Source organism: Porphyromonas endodontalis ATCC 35406 (genome assembly GCF_000174815.1).
GTDB lineage: Bacteria > Bacteroidota > Bacteroidia > Bacteroidales > Porphyromonadaceae > Porphyromonas > Porphyromonas endodontalis.
Genome location: NZ_ACNN01000029.1, coordinates 42,788 through 58,830 on the forward strand (window position 1 = coordinate 42,788; position 16,043 = coordinate 58,830).

The 16,043-nt window shown below is 47.1% G+C and carries 9 protein-coding genes and 1 tRNA gene; 8 read left to right on the plus strand and 2 right to left on the minus strand.

Features of this window, described 5'->3' with window-relative positions; translation table 11 throughout:
- Positions 1-241 precede the first annotated feature (241 nt).
- A complete protein-coding gene (locus POREN0001_RS07185; RefSeq protein WP_004334484.1) occupies positions 242-2,920 on the plus strand; it encodes a thiol protease/hemagglutinin PrtT in 2,679 nt (892 codons plus the stop codon).
- An 88-nt stretch (positions 2,921-3,008) separates the two neighbouring features.
- Here POREN0001_RS07185 and POREN0001_RS07190 read toward each other — a convergent pair whose 3' ends face one another.
- Positions 3,009-3,548: a shikimate kinase gene (locus tag POREN0001_RS07190; protein WP_004334516.1), complete on the minus strand. Its 540-nt coding sequence runs from the start codon at positions 3,546-3,548 to the stop codon at positions 3,009-3,011.
- A complete protein-coding gene (locus POREN0001_RS07195; RefSeq protein ID WP_004334555.1) occupies positions 3,545-5,671 on the minus strand; it encodes an HD family phosphohydrolase in 2,127 nt (708 codons plus the stop codon). The genes POREN0001_RS07190 and POREN0001_RS07195 overlap by 4 nt, the downstream gene beginning before the upstream one ends.
- Before the next feature lie 128 nt (positions 5,672-5,799).
- Between POREN0001_RS07195 and POREN0001_RS07200 the strand changes: the two genes are divergently transcribed.
- The 7 genes from POREN0001_RS07200 to POREN0001_RS07230 all read left to right on the plus strand — a co-directional run bounded on the left by POREN0001_RS07200 (position 5,800) and on the right by POREN0001_RS07230 (position 16,017).
- Positions 5,800-8,421, plus strand: coding sequence for a valine--tRNA ligase (locus tag POREN0001_RS07200; protein WP_004334443.1), 2,622 nt, complete (start codon positions 5,800-5,802; stop codon positions 8,419-8,421).
- 42 nt (positions 8,422-8,463) lie between these two features.
- Positions 8,464-8,919, plus strand: a complete 456-nt coding sequence (locus POREN0001_RS09095; protein WP_004334447.1) for a hypothetical protein — start codon at positions 8,464-8,466, stop codon at positions 8,917-8,919.
- Between the two features lie 90 nt (positions 8,920-9,009).
- Positions 9,010-9,082: transfer RNA gene (locus tag POREN0001_RS07210), tRNA-Thr, on the plus strand.
- Positions 9,083-9,227: 145 nt separating this feature from the next.
- The gene (locus tag POREN0001_RS07215; RefSeq protein ID WP_004334471.1) at positions 9,228-10,976 is read left to right on the plus strand and encodes a phospho-sugar mutase; all 1,749 of its coding nucleotides are present in this window, start codon (positions 9,228-9,230) and stop codon (positions 10,974-10,976) included.
- Positions 10,977-11,012: 36 nt separating this feature from the next.
- On the plus strand, positions 11,013-12,305 hold the full coding sequence (locus POREN0001_RS09100) for a DUF5715 family protein (RefSeq protein ID WP_004334532.1): 1,293 nt from the start codon (positions 11,013-11,015) through the stop codon (positions 12,303-12,305).
- A 228-nt stretch (positions 12,306-12,533) separates the two neighbouring features.
- Entirely contained in the window at positions 12,534-14,309 is a 1,776-nt protein-coding gene (locus POREN0001_RS07225) for a DUF4365 domain-containing protein (protein ID WP_004334494.1), read from the plus strand.
- Positions 14,310-14,535: 226 nt separating this feature from the next.
- Complete coding sequence (locus POREN0001_RS07230) at positions 14,536-16,017, plus strand: THUMP domain-containing class I SAM-dependent RNA methyltransferase (protein ID WP_004334460.1); 1,482 nt, start codon at positions 14,536-14,538, stop codon at positions 16,015-16,017.
- Positions 16,018-16,043: the final 26 nt, after the last annotated feature.

Sequence of the window (16,043 nt, forward strand, 5' to 3'; positions counted from 1 at the left end):
CTATTCGTTTGTGTAGTTATCGCGAGAACTGAGTGCAAAGATAGCTACACTAATCTCCCTTCTACAATACCAACCTGTAGGTATTTTTAAGCTATCAATGGTCATTTTTCGGTATAGATAAAAGTTTTTTCTTTCATTCACACAGTGTTTTAAGGCTAGTTCTTTCTAACTTTGCAGAGAATAAGAGATAATGGTCTCATATAAAACAATACAACAAACAACTAAATCATTTCCTTACAAGATGCTTAAAAGATTTCTTTTGCTGGCTCTAGGCTCTCTTCTGTGCCTGGGCAGTGTGTGGGCAACTCCTATCTCTCCGGAGGTTTCGTTACGTATTGCTCAACAGTTCTTCCGCGGTAGCTCACTACGATCTTCGGAGCCCTCGCTCACACTTTCTTATATCCATCGCCCTCAAAATACTCAAGCGAAGCAAACACACCTCCGTGCATCTGAGGTGATTGCTCCTACCTACTACTATATATACAACAGAGGAGAAAATGACGGCTTTGTGATTGTTGCCGGAGATGATCGTCTGGAACAAATACTTGCCTACTCGTACGAAGGGCACTTCTCTGTGGAGTCTGCTCCTCGCGAAGCTCTCTACTGGCTCAAGGGGATTGACAAGGAGATAGAGACCTTCTATCGAACTGATATGTTTTACTCCACTAGCCCAAAGAGCACTAGGGAACTCCCTCAAAAGCAAGTAGCCCCCCTCCTCGAAAAGGAACAAATCCGATGGGACCAAGGGTATCCATTCAATAGCGAGTGCCCCGTCGATCCCTTTACAAGCCGAAAGTGTGTTACAGGATGTGTAGCTACCGCTCTAGCTCAAGTACTGCGGTTCCACAAATGGCCCGACGTAGGTACCGGTAGCCACTCTTACATAGACTCTATGTACACTCCTCACATCACTCGCTCTGTAACATTTAACACTCACTACGACTGGGCAAACATGCCCGGGACCTACGACCCCAATACGATAGAGAACAAAGAGATGGTGGCAAAAGCGTATGGTCTTTTGATGCGTGATGCCGGACATGCTGTAGATATGACCTACTCCTCTCGCGGCAGTGGTGCATTAGACACCTATATAGTGCGTGCACTCCGAGATTTTTTCAAATATAGTGGAGAGACACATCTACTCTATCGCGGACAAGTAAACCAAGAAAAATGGGAAGGAACAATCCGCACAGAACTCGACAATGAGCGCCCGGTCATCTTCTTCGGTCAAGGGGAAGGTGGTCACTGCTTTGTTTGTGATGGTTACGATGATAAAGGGCTATTCCACTTCAACTGGGGTTGGGGAGGAAAGGCCAATGCCTACTACCGACTCACGGCATTGCAACCTAGTTCATTAGGGACAGGTGCCGGTATGGGATTCTACGATTATGCTCAATCCATCGTGGTAGGAGCTGCTCCTTGCCGAGATGGAGAATGCGGAGAAAAAGCTCCTCTCAGTACGCCCTCCGTATCCCTTCGCGCTAAAATTCTCCCCAACTCCGGAGGAGAAAAAATAACTATGGCCGGGATTTACATGCAAAGTGCCCAAACACTGATGCATTGCACCCTACGCTTTGCAATATATGATGGTAAAGAAACGCGAGTAAAAGAGGGGCAACCTGATGTTGGGAATCTATCTGTGTATATTCCCTATATAAGTAGAGATACCTTCGAAGTCAAGGATCTCGCCGATGGCACCTACACTCTAAAGCTAGAGTATGCACTCGAGGGGAAAGACTACAAACCCCTACACTTCCTCTACGATGAGCCCTCCATTGCATTTATCACCATCGCAGACCATAAAGTAAGTAAGATAGAGTACGATGTCCCCATTGATTGGCTCTCGGTAGACCCCAAGACTGTAAAGGCGGACAAACTCTACAGCTACGAAAAGAGCGAAGTCTCCTTTACAGTACACAACTCAAGCAAACGCGAGATGTACCTTCCCGCACAGCTCTTCTGTGTAGACGGCCAGACTTTTAACAGAGAAGAGGGTACCCCCGACTATCGCTACTCCGCCGGAGTACAGATGATAACAGTACCTGCAGAAGGGGATGCTGAGATTACTTTTTCCGGATTCCGCCCCATTCTCCCCAAAGACAGCAAAGCAAATTTGTATCTCCGCATACCCCGTCTCAATCCCGATGAGCCCGGTACTGACTTCGGTTTCTATAACAAACGCATGGCTCGCTCCGCAGCTCGCCGCATTGCCAAGGATTGCATCGTAAAACTTCCCGGCTCCTATACAGATGCCACCTTGGTCTGCGAACTAGTCACCGAGGGGCCTATACAAATTGTATGTACCGACAACAACGTACGCCCCTGCAAGTTCGAAATACGCAACGAAGGCTCTCTCTACGATCCAACGGGGTCGAAAGCGGCTATTAGAGCTCTTCTAACAACCGGATACAACGATCAGGAAGGGAATGTGGAAGTGCTAGCAGTTTCTACAAACGCCCTCTCCGGGAAAATCGGAAAGGGAGAGAAGAAATATTTTGTTCCTATGTTCTCGTTGGGGAGAGAGTTCAGTTTCCTTGCGGGGAAAGATGGACTATTGCGTATCCTCACCGTAGTATCGGATCAATTTGGATTATCAGACTTCGGACAGAAGATTTTTGGTACAATAAAAGTGCCCGTACACTTTATTCTCAAAAACTCTAACGAAGGGGGGATTGAAGTTATACCCCAGGAGATTATGCTCTATCCCAACCCTGCAACCACCGAAACAACCCTACGTACCATCCTGCCTATGGAGCAAATCTCAATAGAAGCCATGGATGGCAAGCATATCGCTTCGTACAAAGTTGATGGAGTTCAGAGCTTCCAAATCCCGACCAACCAGCTAATGGCCGGTGAATATATCGTACGCTGCGCGACAAGTAATGGGAAAACTCTAATGACAACCCTACTCGTTCGATAAATCTCCTCCCCTCATTCGTTTGAGGACAAAGGGTAGATGACTCTCCGCAAAGGAGCGCCATCTACCCTTTTTATTTATACCATGGAGACTACCGAGTTAGGAGAAGAGCAATCTGCTCTGCCACCCGATCTTCATCTTTAGGTGTACAAATTTCGTCGCAGGGAATTGTGTATTGTGCTTGCCGATAAATGGGGAGCCTCACCTCCATTGCTTGCCGTATATGCTCCTCGAGAGCCTCTCCCGAGAGATGGCGTACAGTGGGGCGCGTTCTCTTACATAGCTCAATACGTTTGGCCAAATTATCCAAAGAGACTTGTAAGAAAACCGTAACTCCACACTGATTCATGAGCTCCATATTCCCATGATGACAGGGCAGACCGCCCCCCGTTGCAATCACGGCGTTTGGAAATCCGGATAGCTCTTCTATTACCACCGCTTCGCGTCTTCGAAAGGCCTCTTCGCCTACCGAAGTGAACATATTGGCTACACTCTCGTGAAATCGCCGTTCGATAAAAATATCCGTATCAATAAATTCCCTTTCCATTCGGTCTGCGAGCCTCCGTCCTATGGTGCTCTTGCCCGAACCCATATAGCCGACCAAAAAGATAGGAGTATCCCGATTTATCATTTCTCGTCCCTCTTTTCTTCATTGGAAGTAGAGGCTGTGGCTTCCTCCCGATTGAGCTTCGGATACGCGATTCTTGAGTGATTCATCGTGAGCAGTTTACTCACAAAAGTCTCTTTAATGGTAGTAATCTCACGGAACGTAAGAGGGGTATTGTCAAGAAGTTTTTCTGCCACAATACCATCTACAATACGCTCTACCAAAGCGGTGATAGACTCCACCGTGTACTCTTTGAGGCTACGGCTACTCGCCTCCACAGCATCGGCAAGCATCAAGATCCCGGTCTCCCGACTAAAGGGATTGGGGCCGGGGTAAGAAAAGGGAGCACGATCAACAATTTCTCCGGGATGCTCATTGCAGTACATCGTATAGAAATATTTGGTATACCCTCTGCCGTGGTGAGTACGAATAAAATCAATTACCTGAGGGGGCAGTTTGTACTTTTGAGCAAGAGCCACGCCCTCTGTTACATGCTTTATAATAATGGCAGCACTTTCTTTGTAGGATAGATCTTCGTGAGGATTGCGCCCTCCTTGATTATTTTCTGTGAAGAAGGGAGCATTAAGCATCTTACCAATATCGTGGTAGAGAGCCCCTGTGCGAGTGAGTTGTACATCGGCATTGATACTCTGCGCGGCATCCGTTGCCAAGATAGAAACCTGCATAGAGTGCTGGAAAGTCCCTGGAGCATTCTCCGATAGCTGCCGCAATAGGGGTCGGTTTATATCACTCAACTCTACCAAACTGATATTACTGATATACCCAAAGAGCTTCTCCATGGGATACACCAATACATAGGTAAACATCAAGAAAATCATATTGATACCAAAGCTCAACGTGTGCAAGGCATCGACATTTTCTAGAGCTCCATTGCGCATGAGAGAGAGAGCAACAGAGAGTATGGAGTAGCTCAAGAAGGCAAGGAATGTGGTACGTATAAGCTGAGAGCGAGAGGTCAAGTTATTCAAACTGAAGATAGCAACCATACCTGCTACCATCTCAAGAAGAATAAACTCAAGAGGCAGGGCAACAAAAAGTGCCGACAGCAAAATTGTAATGGTATGGGAGAAATAGGCCGTACGCGAGTCGAAGAATATACGCACCAATAGGGGTAGTATCAGATAGGGAATGATGTATACATCGAACTGGAATAGCGTGACCGTTAGCTCCGTAAGCAGGACAAAGAAGAAAATACTGGCGGCAATAAATACCGTATTTTTAAGCTGCCGGAAGATCGAGGGGCGGAAGATAAGCCAGTAGAGCCAAAGCCCAAGGAGCAATACAATCACAATGAGCAACAGCCCCCCTACACGCCCTATGTAGGTACGATCGTTGCCCGACCTCTCTTCGTACATCTTCTTATAGCTCGCCAGCACATTATAGGTAGCATCGTCTACAATATCCCCCTTGTCTATGATGCGTCTGCCTGCTACCACAATGCCCGTAGAGTTGGAGATCTTTTTCTGCTCCTCACGAATGACGCTATTACGAGTTGCCACATCTTCAGAAACGTTGGCTCTCAGATAATTCTCCAGATTGATTCTTCTCAGAATATCGGGGTTGTATCCTGCCTCTACACAGCGGTCGATAGCTTGCTGGTAGGCTTCTTTTACCGTAAGAAAGAGTGTGGTTGGATGCTTACGACTCTCATTTTGGTCGTACAATAGGTTGACTTCATTTATGGGCATCTCCTCGTCCTCTCCCTCTTTGGATTGGAGAAGCCTTTGATATAGGGCATCATCGATAATCCCATGGTCGTAGGTCTCCTCCAGATAATTACGCACAAACACCTCAATATCGGGCGAGAGCTCTTTTTTCCAGCGACTGGCGTAATCATGACTCCAAAGCAAAATCTTCTCCTTTGCCACGGACTTATCCATCCGGCAATAGGGAAGGATATTCCGTGCAACACTATCTCGCTCCGCTTGCAACTGCTCTTGAGGTTTTAGGATGGTAATATCATACGGAGCAATAAGGAGCTCGTATTGCCACACCTGTCCACGTTCAAAATTGTACATAAACTTGTGGTCGCGTGGCGAGAATAGCAGCACAACAAATGCAACTGCCAGCAATACAAACAACGACTGTGTACGGAGATTGGTATGCTTAGGTATCGTTATCTTCATAATCTTCTAATCAAAACTTGCCCTATAACATAAGGAGGAATAGGTCACAAAGATAGGGGTTTTTCCTACCTTTGCAGTCAAATAGGCAGCTGTTTTGCCTCTTTTTCCGACTCTGACGACATAGTAAAATGAATAACGAGACTGTATATAACCCCTCCGAGATAGAGAGTAAATGGTATCAATATTGGCTGGAGCAGAAGCATTTTGCCTCCACTCCCGATGAGCGAGAACCCTATACCGTGGTAATCCCACCCCCCAATGTTACGGGGGTACTCCACATGGGACACATGCTCAACAATACCATACAAGACGTGCTTGTACGCCGTGCTCGTCTGCTAGGGTACAACGCATGTTGGGTACCGGGTACAGACCACGCCTCTATTGCAACCGAGGCCAAAGTAGTAGCGCGTCTTGCCGAGCAAGGAATCGACAAACGCACCCTAACGCGGGAGACCTTCCTCAAACATGCTTGGGACTGGACGCACGAGCATGGAGGCATTATACTTGAGCAGCTCAAAAGACTAGGAGCCTCTTGCGATTGGGATCGCACCGCTTTCACGCTAGACGAAGACCGCTCGCGCTCCGTTATAAAGGTATTCTGCGACCTCTACGAGAGTGGACTTATCTATCGTGGGGTACGTATCGTCAATTGGGACCCTAAGGCGCAAACAGCCCTTTCGGACGAAGAGGTTATCTACCGAGAAGAGCACAGCAAGCTCTACTATCTGCGTTACAATATTGAGGGAAGTGATGACTTCTTGACCATCGCCACCACACGCCCCGAAACCATAATGGGCGATACTGCCGTATGCGTATACCCTGAGGATCCTCGCTATCAACAGTACATTGGCAAGCACGCTATTATCCCCATTGTGGGGCGTGCCATACCTATTATTGCCGATGAATATGTGGATCGCGAGTTTGGTACGGGCTGCCTCAAAGTAACCCCGGCTCACGACATTAACGACTACAATCTAGGACAAAAGCACAATCTAGAGACCATCGATATATTCAACGACAACGGCACCCTCAACGAAAAAGGGGGAGCTTATGCCGGGATGGATCGCTTCGATGTCCGTCGCAAGATAGCCCAAGACCTACAAACAGCAGGGCTACTAATTAAAGAAGAAGACTACACCAATAAGGTAGGATGTAGCGAACGTACACAAGTGCCCATCGAGCCCAAGCTCTCAATGCAGTGGTTCCTAAAAATGGAAGAGCTTGCCGGACCGGCTCTCGAGGCGGTAGAAAAAGACGAGGTACGGCTCATCCCTGCCAAATTTAAGAACACATACCGCCATTGGATGGAGAATGTAAAAGACTGGTGCATTAGCCGCCAGCTTTGGTGGGGGCACCGCATCCCTGCCTACTACCTCCCTCAAGGTGGATTTGTCGTGGCTCCTACTCCCGAAGAAGCTCTAGAGAAAGCAAAAAAAGAAACAGGCTGCCCCTCACTTACGTTGGCAGATCTGCGCGAGGAAGAAGATTGCCTAGATACCTGGTTCTCTTCTTGGCTCTGGCCTATCACAGTCTTTGGAGATATAGACGACAAAGACAATAAAGAACTCAACTACTACTACCCCATAGAAGTCCTTGTTACGGCCCCGGATATTCTTTTCTTCTGGGTGGCAAGAATGATCATTGCAGGCTATCGCTATCGTGGCCAACGCCCCTTCCGCGATGTGTATCTTACGGGTATTGTGCGTGATGCTCAAGGGCGTAAGATGTCCAAGTCCTTGGGTAATTCGCCCGATCCGCTCAACCTCATTGAGAAGTATGGTGCAGACGGCGTACGCGTAGGTATGATGATGGCAACCTCAGCCGGTAACGACCTCCTTTACGACGAAAGCCTTCTAGAGCAGGGACGCAACTTCTGCAATAAGATTTGGAATAGCTACAGACTTATCTCCAACTGGCAGGCCGATGCCTCGGCAAAGCCCGGTGAGGCCAACCTCTTGGCCGTGGAGTGGTTCCGCCACCGCTTGGCAGAAGCACTGCTCGAGATTGACGACCTTATGAGCAAGTACCGCATCAGCGAAGCTATGACGGTGGCTTACAAGCTCTACCGAGACGACTTCTCGGCCTTCTACCTAGAGGCTATCAAACCTCCTTTTGGGGCTCCGATGGACGCTCAAACTCTTGCAGCTACACACCATTATCTAGAGGTGCTCCTGCAAACATTGCACCCCTTTATGCCCTTTATCACTGAGGAGCTTTGGCAAGATATGGCTCCTCGTAAGGCTGGGGAAACCATTATGTACACCCGCATGCCCAAGCTAGAAGAACCAAACAAAGAGCTTCTGTCCACGGTTGCTGCGGCTCGCGAGGTTATCACCCAAGTGCGCAACGTCCGTACAACGCACAACATAGCGCGTGCCGAGTCTCTCACCCTGCAATGTGGCAAGGGGCACCCGGCTATGGCAGATTGCCTCATCACCAAACTCGCAGGCGCTACCTGTACCCCTCTCGCCTCCTCCACAGAGGGCGGCTCTTCTGCCACCTTCATCGTAGGTACCGTGTCGTATGCAATCCCTATTGATAGCTATATAGACAAGGGAGCTCTAAGAGAGAAACTCGAGGCAGACCTCAAGCATCAACAGGGCTTCTTGATGGGCGTACGCAAAAAACTCTCTAACGAACGATTTGTCTCCGGAGCCCCACAAGCAGTAGTGGATCTAGAACGCAAGAAAGAGGCCGATGCCCTCGCTCGTATTGCAACTCTTGAGAAGCAACTAAAAGATCTTGAGTAATAAGATCGTTTATCATAAGTACTTTAGACAAGAAAAGAGATTATGACCCTAGAGAAAACGGCTCTCATCTTGGAGAAGACCTTCCGCCAAGCCTTGGCTACTTGCCACAAGCGAAACAAGATCTACTACGACCTCTTTGTAGCCATAGACTACACAGAGGGGCGTTTTACGATCAGTGACGAAGACGATAATATCTTGGCAGAAGAGATACTATTCGACTATGCCCAAGGTGGAGAAAAGGAGGCTCTAGGCATTGAGAGTAATACTCGAGAACTAAAAAAAATACTCCGAAGTATTGTAGAGCAACTCTACGACGAGAATCTCTTTGACGACTCTTTTGGGGAGCCTCTCTCGATTGTCTACTTGGCTAACAATAAGGAGGATAGTGACGAAGAGCTCCTCTTTGTACACGACGATCAGACGCTACTAGACACCCCTCTTCTGGAGCATCTAGACGAAGATTTAGACGAGTTCTTCCGTACTTTGCTTGACGAATAAGATTTAATTACTACCTTTGCACCGCGTTGTTCGGAGGGGGCATTGTTTTCCTCCGTCACGCAGGAAGAGAGTGTGTGCTCACGCTCTGTTGCCGAAATAGCTCAGTTGGTAGAGCAACTCATTCGTAATGAGTAGGTCGCCGGTTCGAGTCCGGCTTTCGGCTCTTTTTTGAGTTGATGTTACAATAGAGAAACCTAAGACCCCTCCCACAAGAGGACTTAGGTTTCTTCTTTTTTGCCCTGAAACACCATTTACATTGACTATCTTTGTGGAAAAGTAAGACTCAATAGTTAGTAAATCAGACAGCTATGGACAATAAGGAATTAATCTCAAAGGTGACAGAAAAAGCCCAAAAGTGGCTCTCTCCCGAATATGACGAAGCAACGCGCAAAGAAGTAAAAGCAATGCTCGAAGAGGCAGACCCCGCCGCCCTCATTGATGCTTTTTACAAAGATCTTGAGTTTGGTACCGGGGGGCTACGCGGCATTATGGGAGCCGGTACCAACCGCATGAACCGCTATACCGTGGCTATGGCAACGCAGGGGCTTGCCAACTACCTCCACAAGGCTTTTGCAGATCTCGATCAGCTCTCCGTGGTCATTGGTTACGATTGTCGCAATAATAGTCGTTACTTCTCAGAGATAACGGCAGCCGTCTTCTCGGCAAATAACATCAAAGTATACCTATTCGAATCTCTCAGACCTACTCCGGAAATCTCTTTTGCCATCCGCCACTTGGGTTGCCAAAGCGGCGTAATGATAACGGCTTCGCATAACCCCAAGATCTATAATGGCTACAAAGCCTACTGGAGCGACGGCGCGCAAATGATTGCTCCTCACGATGTGAATACCATTGAAGAGGTGGCACGTATTCGCTCTATGGCCGAGGTAAAAGAGACCGCCCGCCCCGAACTTATCATTCCCATTGGCGAAGAGGTGGATCGTGATTTCATCACAGCTGTAAAGGGCTTGTCGCTCTCGCCCGAGTCTATTGCACGCCACCACGATATGCCCATTGTGTACACCCCTATCCATGGTACAGGGCGCTACATGGTACCACGTGCCTTGGAAGCTTTTGGGTTCGACAATATCATACACGTAGAGGAGCAGGACGTAATTAGCGGAGACTTCCCCACGGTAGAATCTCCCAACCCCGAGGAGCCTGCAGCGCTTACCTTGGCCATGGCACGAGCCGAAGCCACCAAAGCCGATCTTGTACTCGCCTCAGACCCCGACGGAGACCGCATCGGCGTAGCCGTTAGAGGGAAGAATGGAGAGATGCATCTCATCAACGGCAATCAGATTTGCATGCTGCTGACCTACTACTCCATCATCCGCCGCAAAGAACTTGGCGACCTCCGAAGTGACGATTACGTTATCAAGACCATCGTTACTACCGACCTTATCAAGTTTATCGCACAGCAAGAGGGGGTAAAGCTCTACGACTGCTATACGGGGTTCAAATGGATTGCCAACGTAATACGAGAAAACGAAGGTAAGGCTCGCTACATAGGTGGAGGCGAAGAGAGCTACGGCTACCTCTGGGAAGACTTCATCCGCGACAAAAGCTCCGTCTCGGCTTGCGCTATTTTTGCAGAAATGACGGCTTGGGCTCTCGACAAGGGGCTAAGCATCGACGATCTCCTAGCCAAAGTATATACAACCTACGGCTACTTTGCAGACAAAGGTCACTACATCATTCGCAAAGGCAAGACAGGCGCCGAAGAGATCCTAGCTATGATGGTGAATTATCGCGAGCATCCCCTTAGCAATATAGCAGGTAGCCCCGTAGTAGAAGTACTGGACTATTCCCTTCTCGAGCGGCGCGAAGTTGCCACCGGCAAAGTTACCCCCCTTGTAATGCCTGCCACCAGCAACGTATTGCAATACATAGCCGAAGATGGCTCCAAACTCTCTATTCGACCCTCGGGTACAGAGCCGAAGATCAAATACTATGTAGGCATTCGTGAGACGGTAGCCTCGCCCGAAGAGCTGCCTATGGCAGAGCAACGCGCCAATAAACGTATAGTCCAACTCTTTGAGCAGCTTGGTATCTAATCTACACTACCCCTCCCTATACATTTATCTCAGATTATGACTCCTATGCCGATGCTACCTCCCTTTATCTCTCGTATCGTCCGTAAGTTAGAAGATCTTTTTTCCCTCGTATCCGAATGGTTTAGCCTTACACTGAAAAAACTTCGTAAGCCCCATTCGCAAAAGACGTCCGAGGATGGATACTATCCCAACTCAATGGAACGCAACGAAGTAAGAGAGGGCTCTGCAACGGGAAGTCGATCCGAAAAGATGCGTGCAACACTCCTCAGGTGGGGTGTTGCCCTTAAGAAGGCAGGTAGTCTATTGTGGCATTATTACCTCGTACTAGAGGGAGCTTTCCTCAAGGCAATGAGGTGGGTTGGTAAGAAAATAGCCCCCCTCTTTGCCTTCACCCAAAAGATTAACCTTCCTTTCCTATCCTCAGTAAAAGCATTCTTTAGGAAACTTTTTGCTCCACTCTCCCCCTATAAAGAGTGGATTTATCGCTCGTTTGCTTGGTGTGGTATTCTCCTTGTTGGGGTATTTATTGGAGTCTCCCAAGGGAACAATCGCAATAAGATTACTCCCGAAAAGAGCCATATAAATACAACGAGTATAGACTATGCGGCATCCTTCAAACTCGACTATGGCAAGACATTTAACGACGAGAATCCCGTGCATATAGAGGCGGCTCAACGCTTTGGCATTGTACCTATCGCAGACTCTGCCTCTCGTGCGAAGGCACTGGATGCCATGGTGGAAATTTTCACATGCGACCACTACAAGGTAGACTCGCTTGAGCACTCCATCCCCTACCTTGTGCCCGAAGCTAAAGACCTACTCGACGACCTCGGAGCCGACTTTGCCGAGACGCTCAAGGCGCACCACCTGCCCCCCTACAAATTTATCATTACAAGTGTAACTCGCACCTTGGCACAGCGCGACGAACTTAGCGGCAAAAATGTGAATGCAGCCAAGGAGAGTTCGCACTGCTACGGCACCACTATTGATATTAGTTGGAAGCGTTTCGACCCCATCACGAAGCAGACAGAAGCACTCAAAGAGGGCTCCAGCATTATGTTACCACAGGGGAGTTCGGAGCAAGACGAAGCATCAGAAGACAAAACAGAAGAGCTAAAGCGAGCCCTCGCCTCCCTACTTCATCAGTATCGTGCGGCAGGGCGTTGCCTCGTCAAATATGAGCGGAAGCAGGCTTGTTTTCACATCACGGTAGATTGTCGGAGACCCTCGCTAAAGGACTTCGCTCGGGATGCTTACGAAACCCTGCTCCAATCGGGCAATAGCACCCAAGAGAGCAACCCAAAAGAGCGCTCTACATCTGTGCGTTAATCCTCTCGTCCTCCCTTCCCTCACATCGGGGCACCAGCCCCTCTCTGCTACACACAAAGCCAGTCTCCAATTTTGTCCCTTAAATCTTAAAATAGAAGAGCCCCCCCTTCTCTTGGAAGACTCTGAAAATGTCAGACACCCCCAAATGAGATTAGAAAAGTTACCTCAAAAAGGTTGTCTTACAAGAAGAAGAAGAAGAAGTCAAAAGAGTTATAAAGTTAGTCATAAATGAAAGTAACAAGTCATCAGATAGAAACATGGGCTGTTGGAAAGGTTAAAGACGTTTTCAGTAGAAGTAGCCGCATACAATCATTTATTCCATCTGGGGATAAGGAACCTGCGTGGGATGGTTGCATCCATATAGAATCTGATGATAAGTCAAGAAGGAAGATTTCCATTCAAGTAAAGGGAAAGACATGCAGATCATTACCAAAAAATCCATCTTATCCTGTCAAAGTATATAATCTAAAGAGTTACTTGAAAAATGGAGGGGTTCTCTATTGCGTAGTTTTTATCTTGAAAGAAGAAAAGCTCTTATACTATGCAAAACTAACCCCTATCAAACTTAAAAAAATCATCGAGAAAGCAAAAGATCAAGCTACCATCTCGATTCCATTATGTAAGTATGACAAAGATGTGGCTGAAATGAAAATGGAAATGATTGCTTTCGATGATGATTGTAAGAAGCAGACTTCATTTGTAGACGCTCCAATTATGACTCTTGATGAAGCTATTAAAAACGGATGTAAAATTAGCTTTAGTAGTTCATTTATACAGAAAGAGAATGGCAATTGTGTTTTTTCGGAGGAACCAGTGTATCTATATGCTGTTATGGAGGGAGGAGGTGCTAAAGCGTATTATCCAATAGGAGATCAGCGCTATAAAATTGCAGTTGGACCTCATATAAAGGAGGATGTAGTCGCAAATGGGAAGACATACTATAAAGAGTATACTTTGTTCAGTTCTGGAGATGAACGCACGCTTTGTATTGATAATGTTGTGAACATTCATTATCACCATATTGATGGTAAAGCGCAGCAAGCTGCAACTAAAATAAGCTCTAAAGCAAGAATGTTATCATCAAAAATTTATGAACTACGCTTTATTCAGGACATGTTTATATCTGGTAAGGTGAACTTTGGACAAAATCTATTCGAGCTCAAAAACACTACAAAATCACAAATAAATCTAGTTTCGACAGAACTTGATTATTGGATAAAGGCAAGAGAATTGTTTAATAGGCTGAATATAACAGAAGACATTGAAATTGGCAGATTTTCAGAGGTAGACATAGGTAATCTCACAATACTGATTGATGCTATTTTAGATTCTAAGCCCATAAGCAATCAGCAGGACCTTAACACGGTCGCTTGCATGGATATAGACAAATACAAAATTCTTCTTCTAACTGAAAAGAACAAGGATGGAACATACACCATTAGTGATTTCTTTGGTGCCGCCGACAAAATGTATTGGGCTTATAAGGAAGGAGATGAAGAAAGGCTAAAGACTTCTATGTTTACAGTTGTCTTTAATCATCCAGACTTTAAGTATTTCTCTAATGTTGACTATTCAAAAATTCTTTTATCATACGAAGAAGCAGTAAGCCATAACCCATCTCTTCCTAAAAGAGCAAATGATGATATGCTGATGGCTTTAAAAGCTTACGATTCAATCCCAAAAAAAGACGACAAGATGTATAATGCAATCCTTTCCCTTAATAGCTGGATCATTGAAAAAAGTCTCATCACAAACAAACCTCTTCACATCGTCAATAAATATCAGATTATCAAAAGAAAGAGATCTTTAACTAAAGATGAAGCACAAGAGTTATGCAATATCCTCTTACTACCTAATCTTGGAGCTGATATGAAAACAGCAATTCATTTGTTGCTCGACAATAAAACCATGGCAAACATATCCTATGAAGAAATGAATGCAGAGCAACAAGATCTCTTCGATTCATTTCCAATTTCTATATTTAGGAAAGACAACATATTATAGATATAAAACTAAGGCTTTTATTTGCCACGTAGTTTCGCTCCGGATTGCTGCCCAGGAATAAAAAAAATCTCAGGCAGAAGTGCACTCCCTTTCTGGGTGAAATAAAAAAATTTTCTAGGCAGTAACCCACTCACTTTCCAGCCGAGACTTTTTCCATAATAGGCAGGGACTATGCAGGTATAGGGGATTTGCGTACTTTTGTAGGAAAGAGAGATCAAGCGATTATATGGGAAACAAAACAACATCCACCCCCAAGCAACAAAGGGATGCACATGCTACCCAACATCACCTCTCCTCCTACGTGGCAAAGACCCTGTACGGATTGGAGGACGTGCTAGCCGATGAACTAGAAGCCCTCGGAGCCTATGACATAGAGGTAGGGCGTCGTATGGTGCGTTTTAGAGGAGATAAGCGTATGCTATACCTTACCAACTACCGTTTGCGCACGGCTCTACGCATCCTCAAGCCCATCTACGAATTCAACTGTGAAAGCATCGAAGATCTCTACGAGACCCTCCGCCAATTTGAGTGGGCTCAATACATCCGATGCGACCAAACATTCCTCATAGACCCTGTGGTTTACTCCGATAGATTCAGCAATAGTCGCTACGTAAGCTATCGAGTAAAAGATGCCATTGCAGACTACTTTGTAGCCAATACTCCCGATGGGAAACGCCCTTCGGTACGCATGGACACTCCCGACGTTCGTTTTAATATTCACATTGCTCAAAGGCATGTTACCCTCTCTCTAGATAGCTCGGGGGATAGCCTCCACAAGCGCGGATACAAAGTAAAACAAACCCCGGCTCCACTCAGCGAAGTACTTGCCGCAGGCATCCTACTCAAAGCCGGTTGGCAGGGGCAATGCGACCTTATAGACCCGATGTGTGGATCGGGCACCTTTGCCATTGAAGCAGCTCTGATTGCTCGAGGGGTAGCAGCAGGCGCATGGCGCACCAAATACGCCTTCGAAGAGTGGGCGGACTTTGATGCCGACCTTTGGCGAGAAGTACAAGAAGACCCCAACTTCGAGACACCTTTTGAGCACCACATCTACGCTAGCGATATTGCCAACGATGCCTATACGGTAACGAATGCCAACGTGCAGCATATGGGATTAGGGCACGACATTACCGTAGAGCATATGGCCATGCAACGCCGCAATGCCCCCGAAGCTCCCGTACTGATGGTACTCAACCCACCCTACGGAGAGCGGCTCACGCGATTCGATCTAGAGGCGCTCTATAGCATGATCGGTAGTGAACTCAAACACAAATATACCGGCTCTAAGGTTTGGATTATAGCCCCCAAGAGCAAGCTATTCCATGCCATCGGTCTGCGTCACTCCTCTCGTCTCGATTTGCTCAATGGTGACCTCGAGTGTGAACTGAGGAGTTACGAACTATTCGAGGGCAAGCGCGACGATTTTAAGCGCGACCTAGCCGAGGGGAAAACACGCACGTATGCATCCTCTCGTCCCTACCGCGAACGCAAGCAGGAGCGCACCCCGAGGGAGAAATGCCCCGAGAGGGAAAAGACATTCAAAAACACCTCTCCCGCGACAGAAGAAAAGACACGTCGCCCCCGATTTGGAGGGAAAGGGCAACATGGTTCAAATAGCCCCAAAGACAGATTCGGTAGGCGTGGAGATGAAGAACGCCCCTCACGCAAATCTCGCATTCAAGTCTTCGACGATAGTAATCAGTAGTGAAACCAAACGAAATATACAAGTAT

Excerpts from the sequence above, each read along its gene's own strand:
- POREN0001_RS07185 (WP_004334484.1), top strand. The coding sequence starts at position 242 with ATGCTTAAAAGATTTCTTTTGCTGGCTCTAGGCTCTCTTCTGTGCCTG.
- POREN0001_RS07190 (WP_004334516.1), bottom strand. The coding sequence starts at position 3,548 with ATGATAAATCGGGATACTCCTATCTTTTTGGTCGGCTATATGGGTTCG.
- POREN0001_RS07195 (WP_004334555.1), bottom strand. The coding sequence starts at position 5,671 with ATGAAGATAACGATACCTAAGCATACCAATCTCCGTACACAGTCGTTG.
- POREN0001_RS07200 (WP_004334443.1), top strand. The coding sequence starts at position 5,800 with ATGAATAACGAGACTGTATATAACCCCTCCGAGATAGAGAGTAAATGG.
- POREN0001_RS09095 (WP_004334447.1), top strand. The coding sequence starts at position 8,464 with ATGACCCTAGAGAAAACGGCTCTCATCTTGGAGAAGACCTTCCGCCAA.
- POREN0001_RS07215 (WP_004334471.1), top strand. The coding sequence starts at position 9,228 with ATGGACAATAAGGAATTAATCTCAAAGGTGACAGAAAAAGCCCAAAAG.
- POREN0001_RS09100 (WP_004334532.1), top strand. The coding sequence starts at position 11,013 with ATGACTCCTATGCCGATGCTACCTCCCTTTATCTCTCGTATCGTCCGT.
- POREN0001_RS07225 (WP_004334494.1), top strand. The coding sequence starts at position 12,534 with ATGAAAGTAACAAGTCATCAGATAGAAACATGGGCTGTTGGAAAGGTT.
- POREN0001_RS07230 (WP_004334460.1), top strand. The coding sequence starts at position 14,536 with ATGGGAAACAAAACAACATCCACCCCCAAGCAACAAAGGGATGCACAT.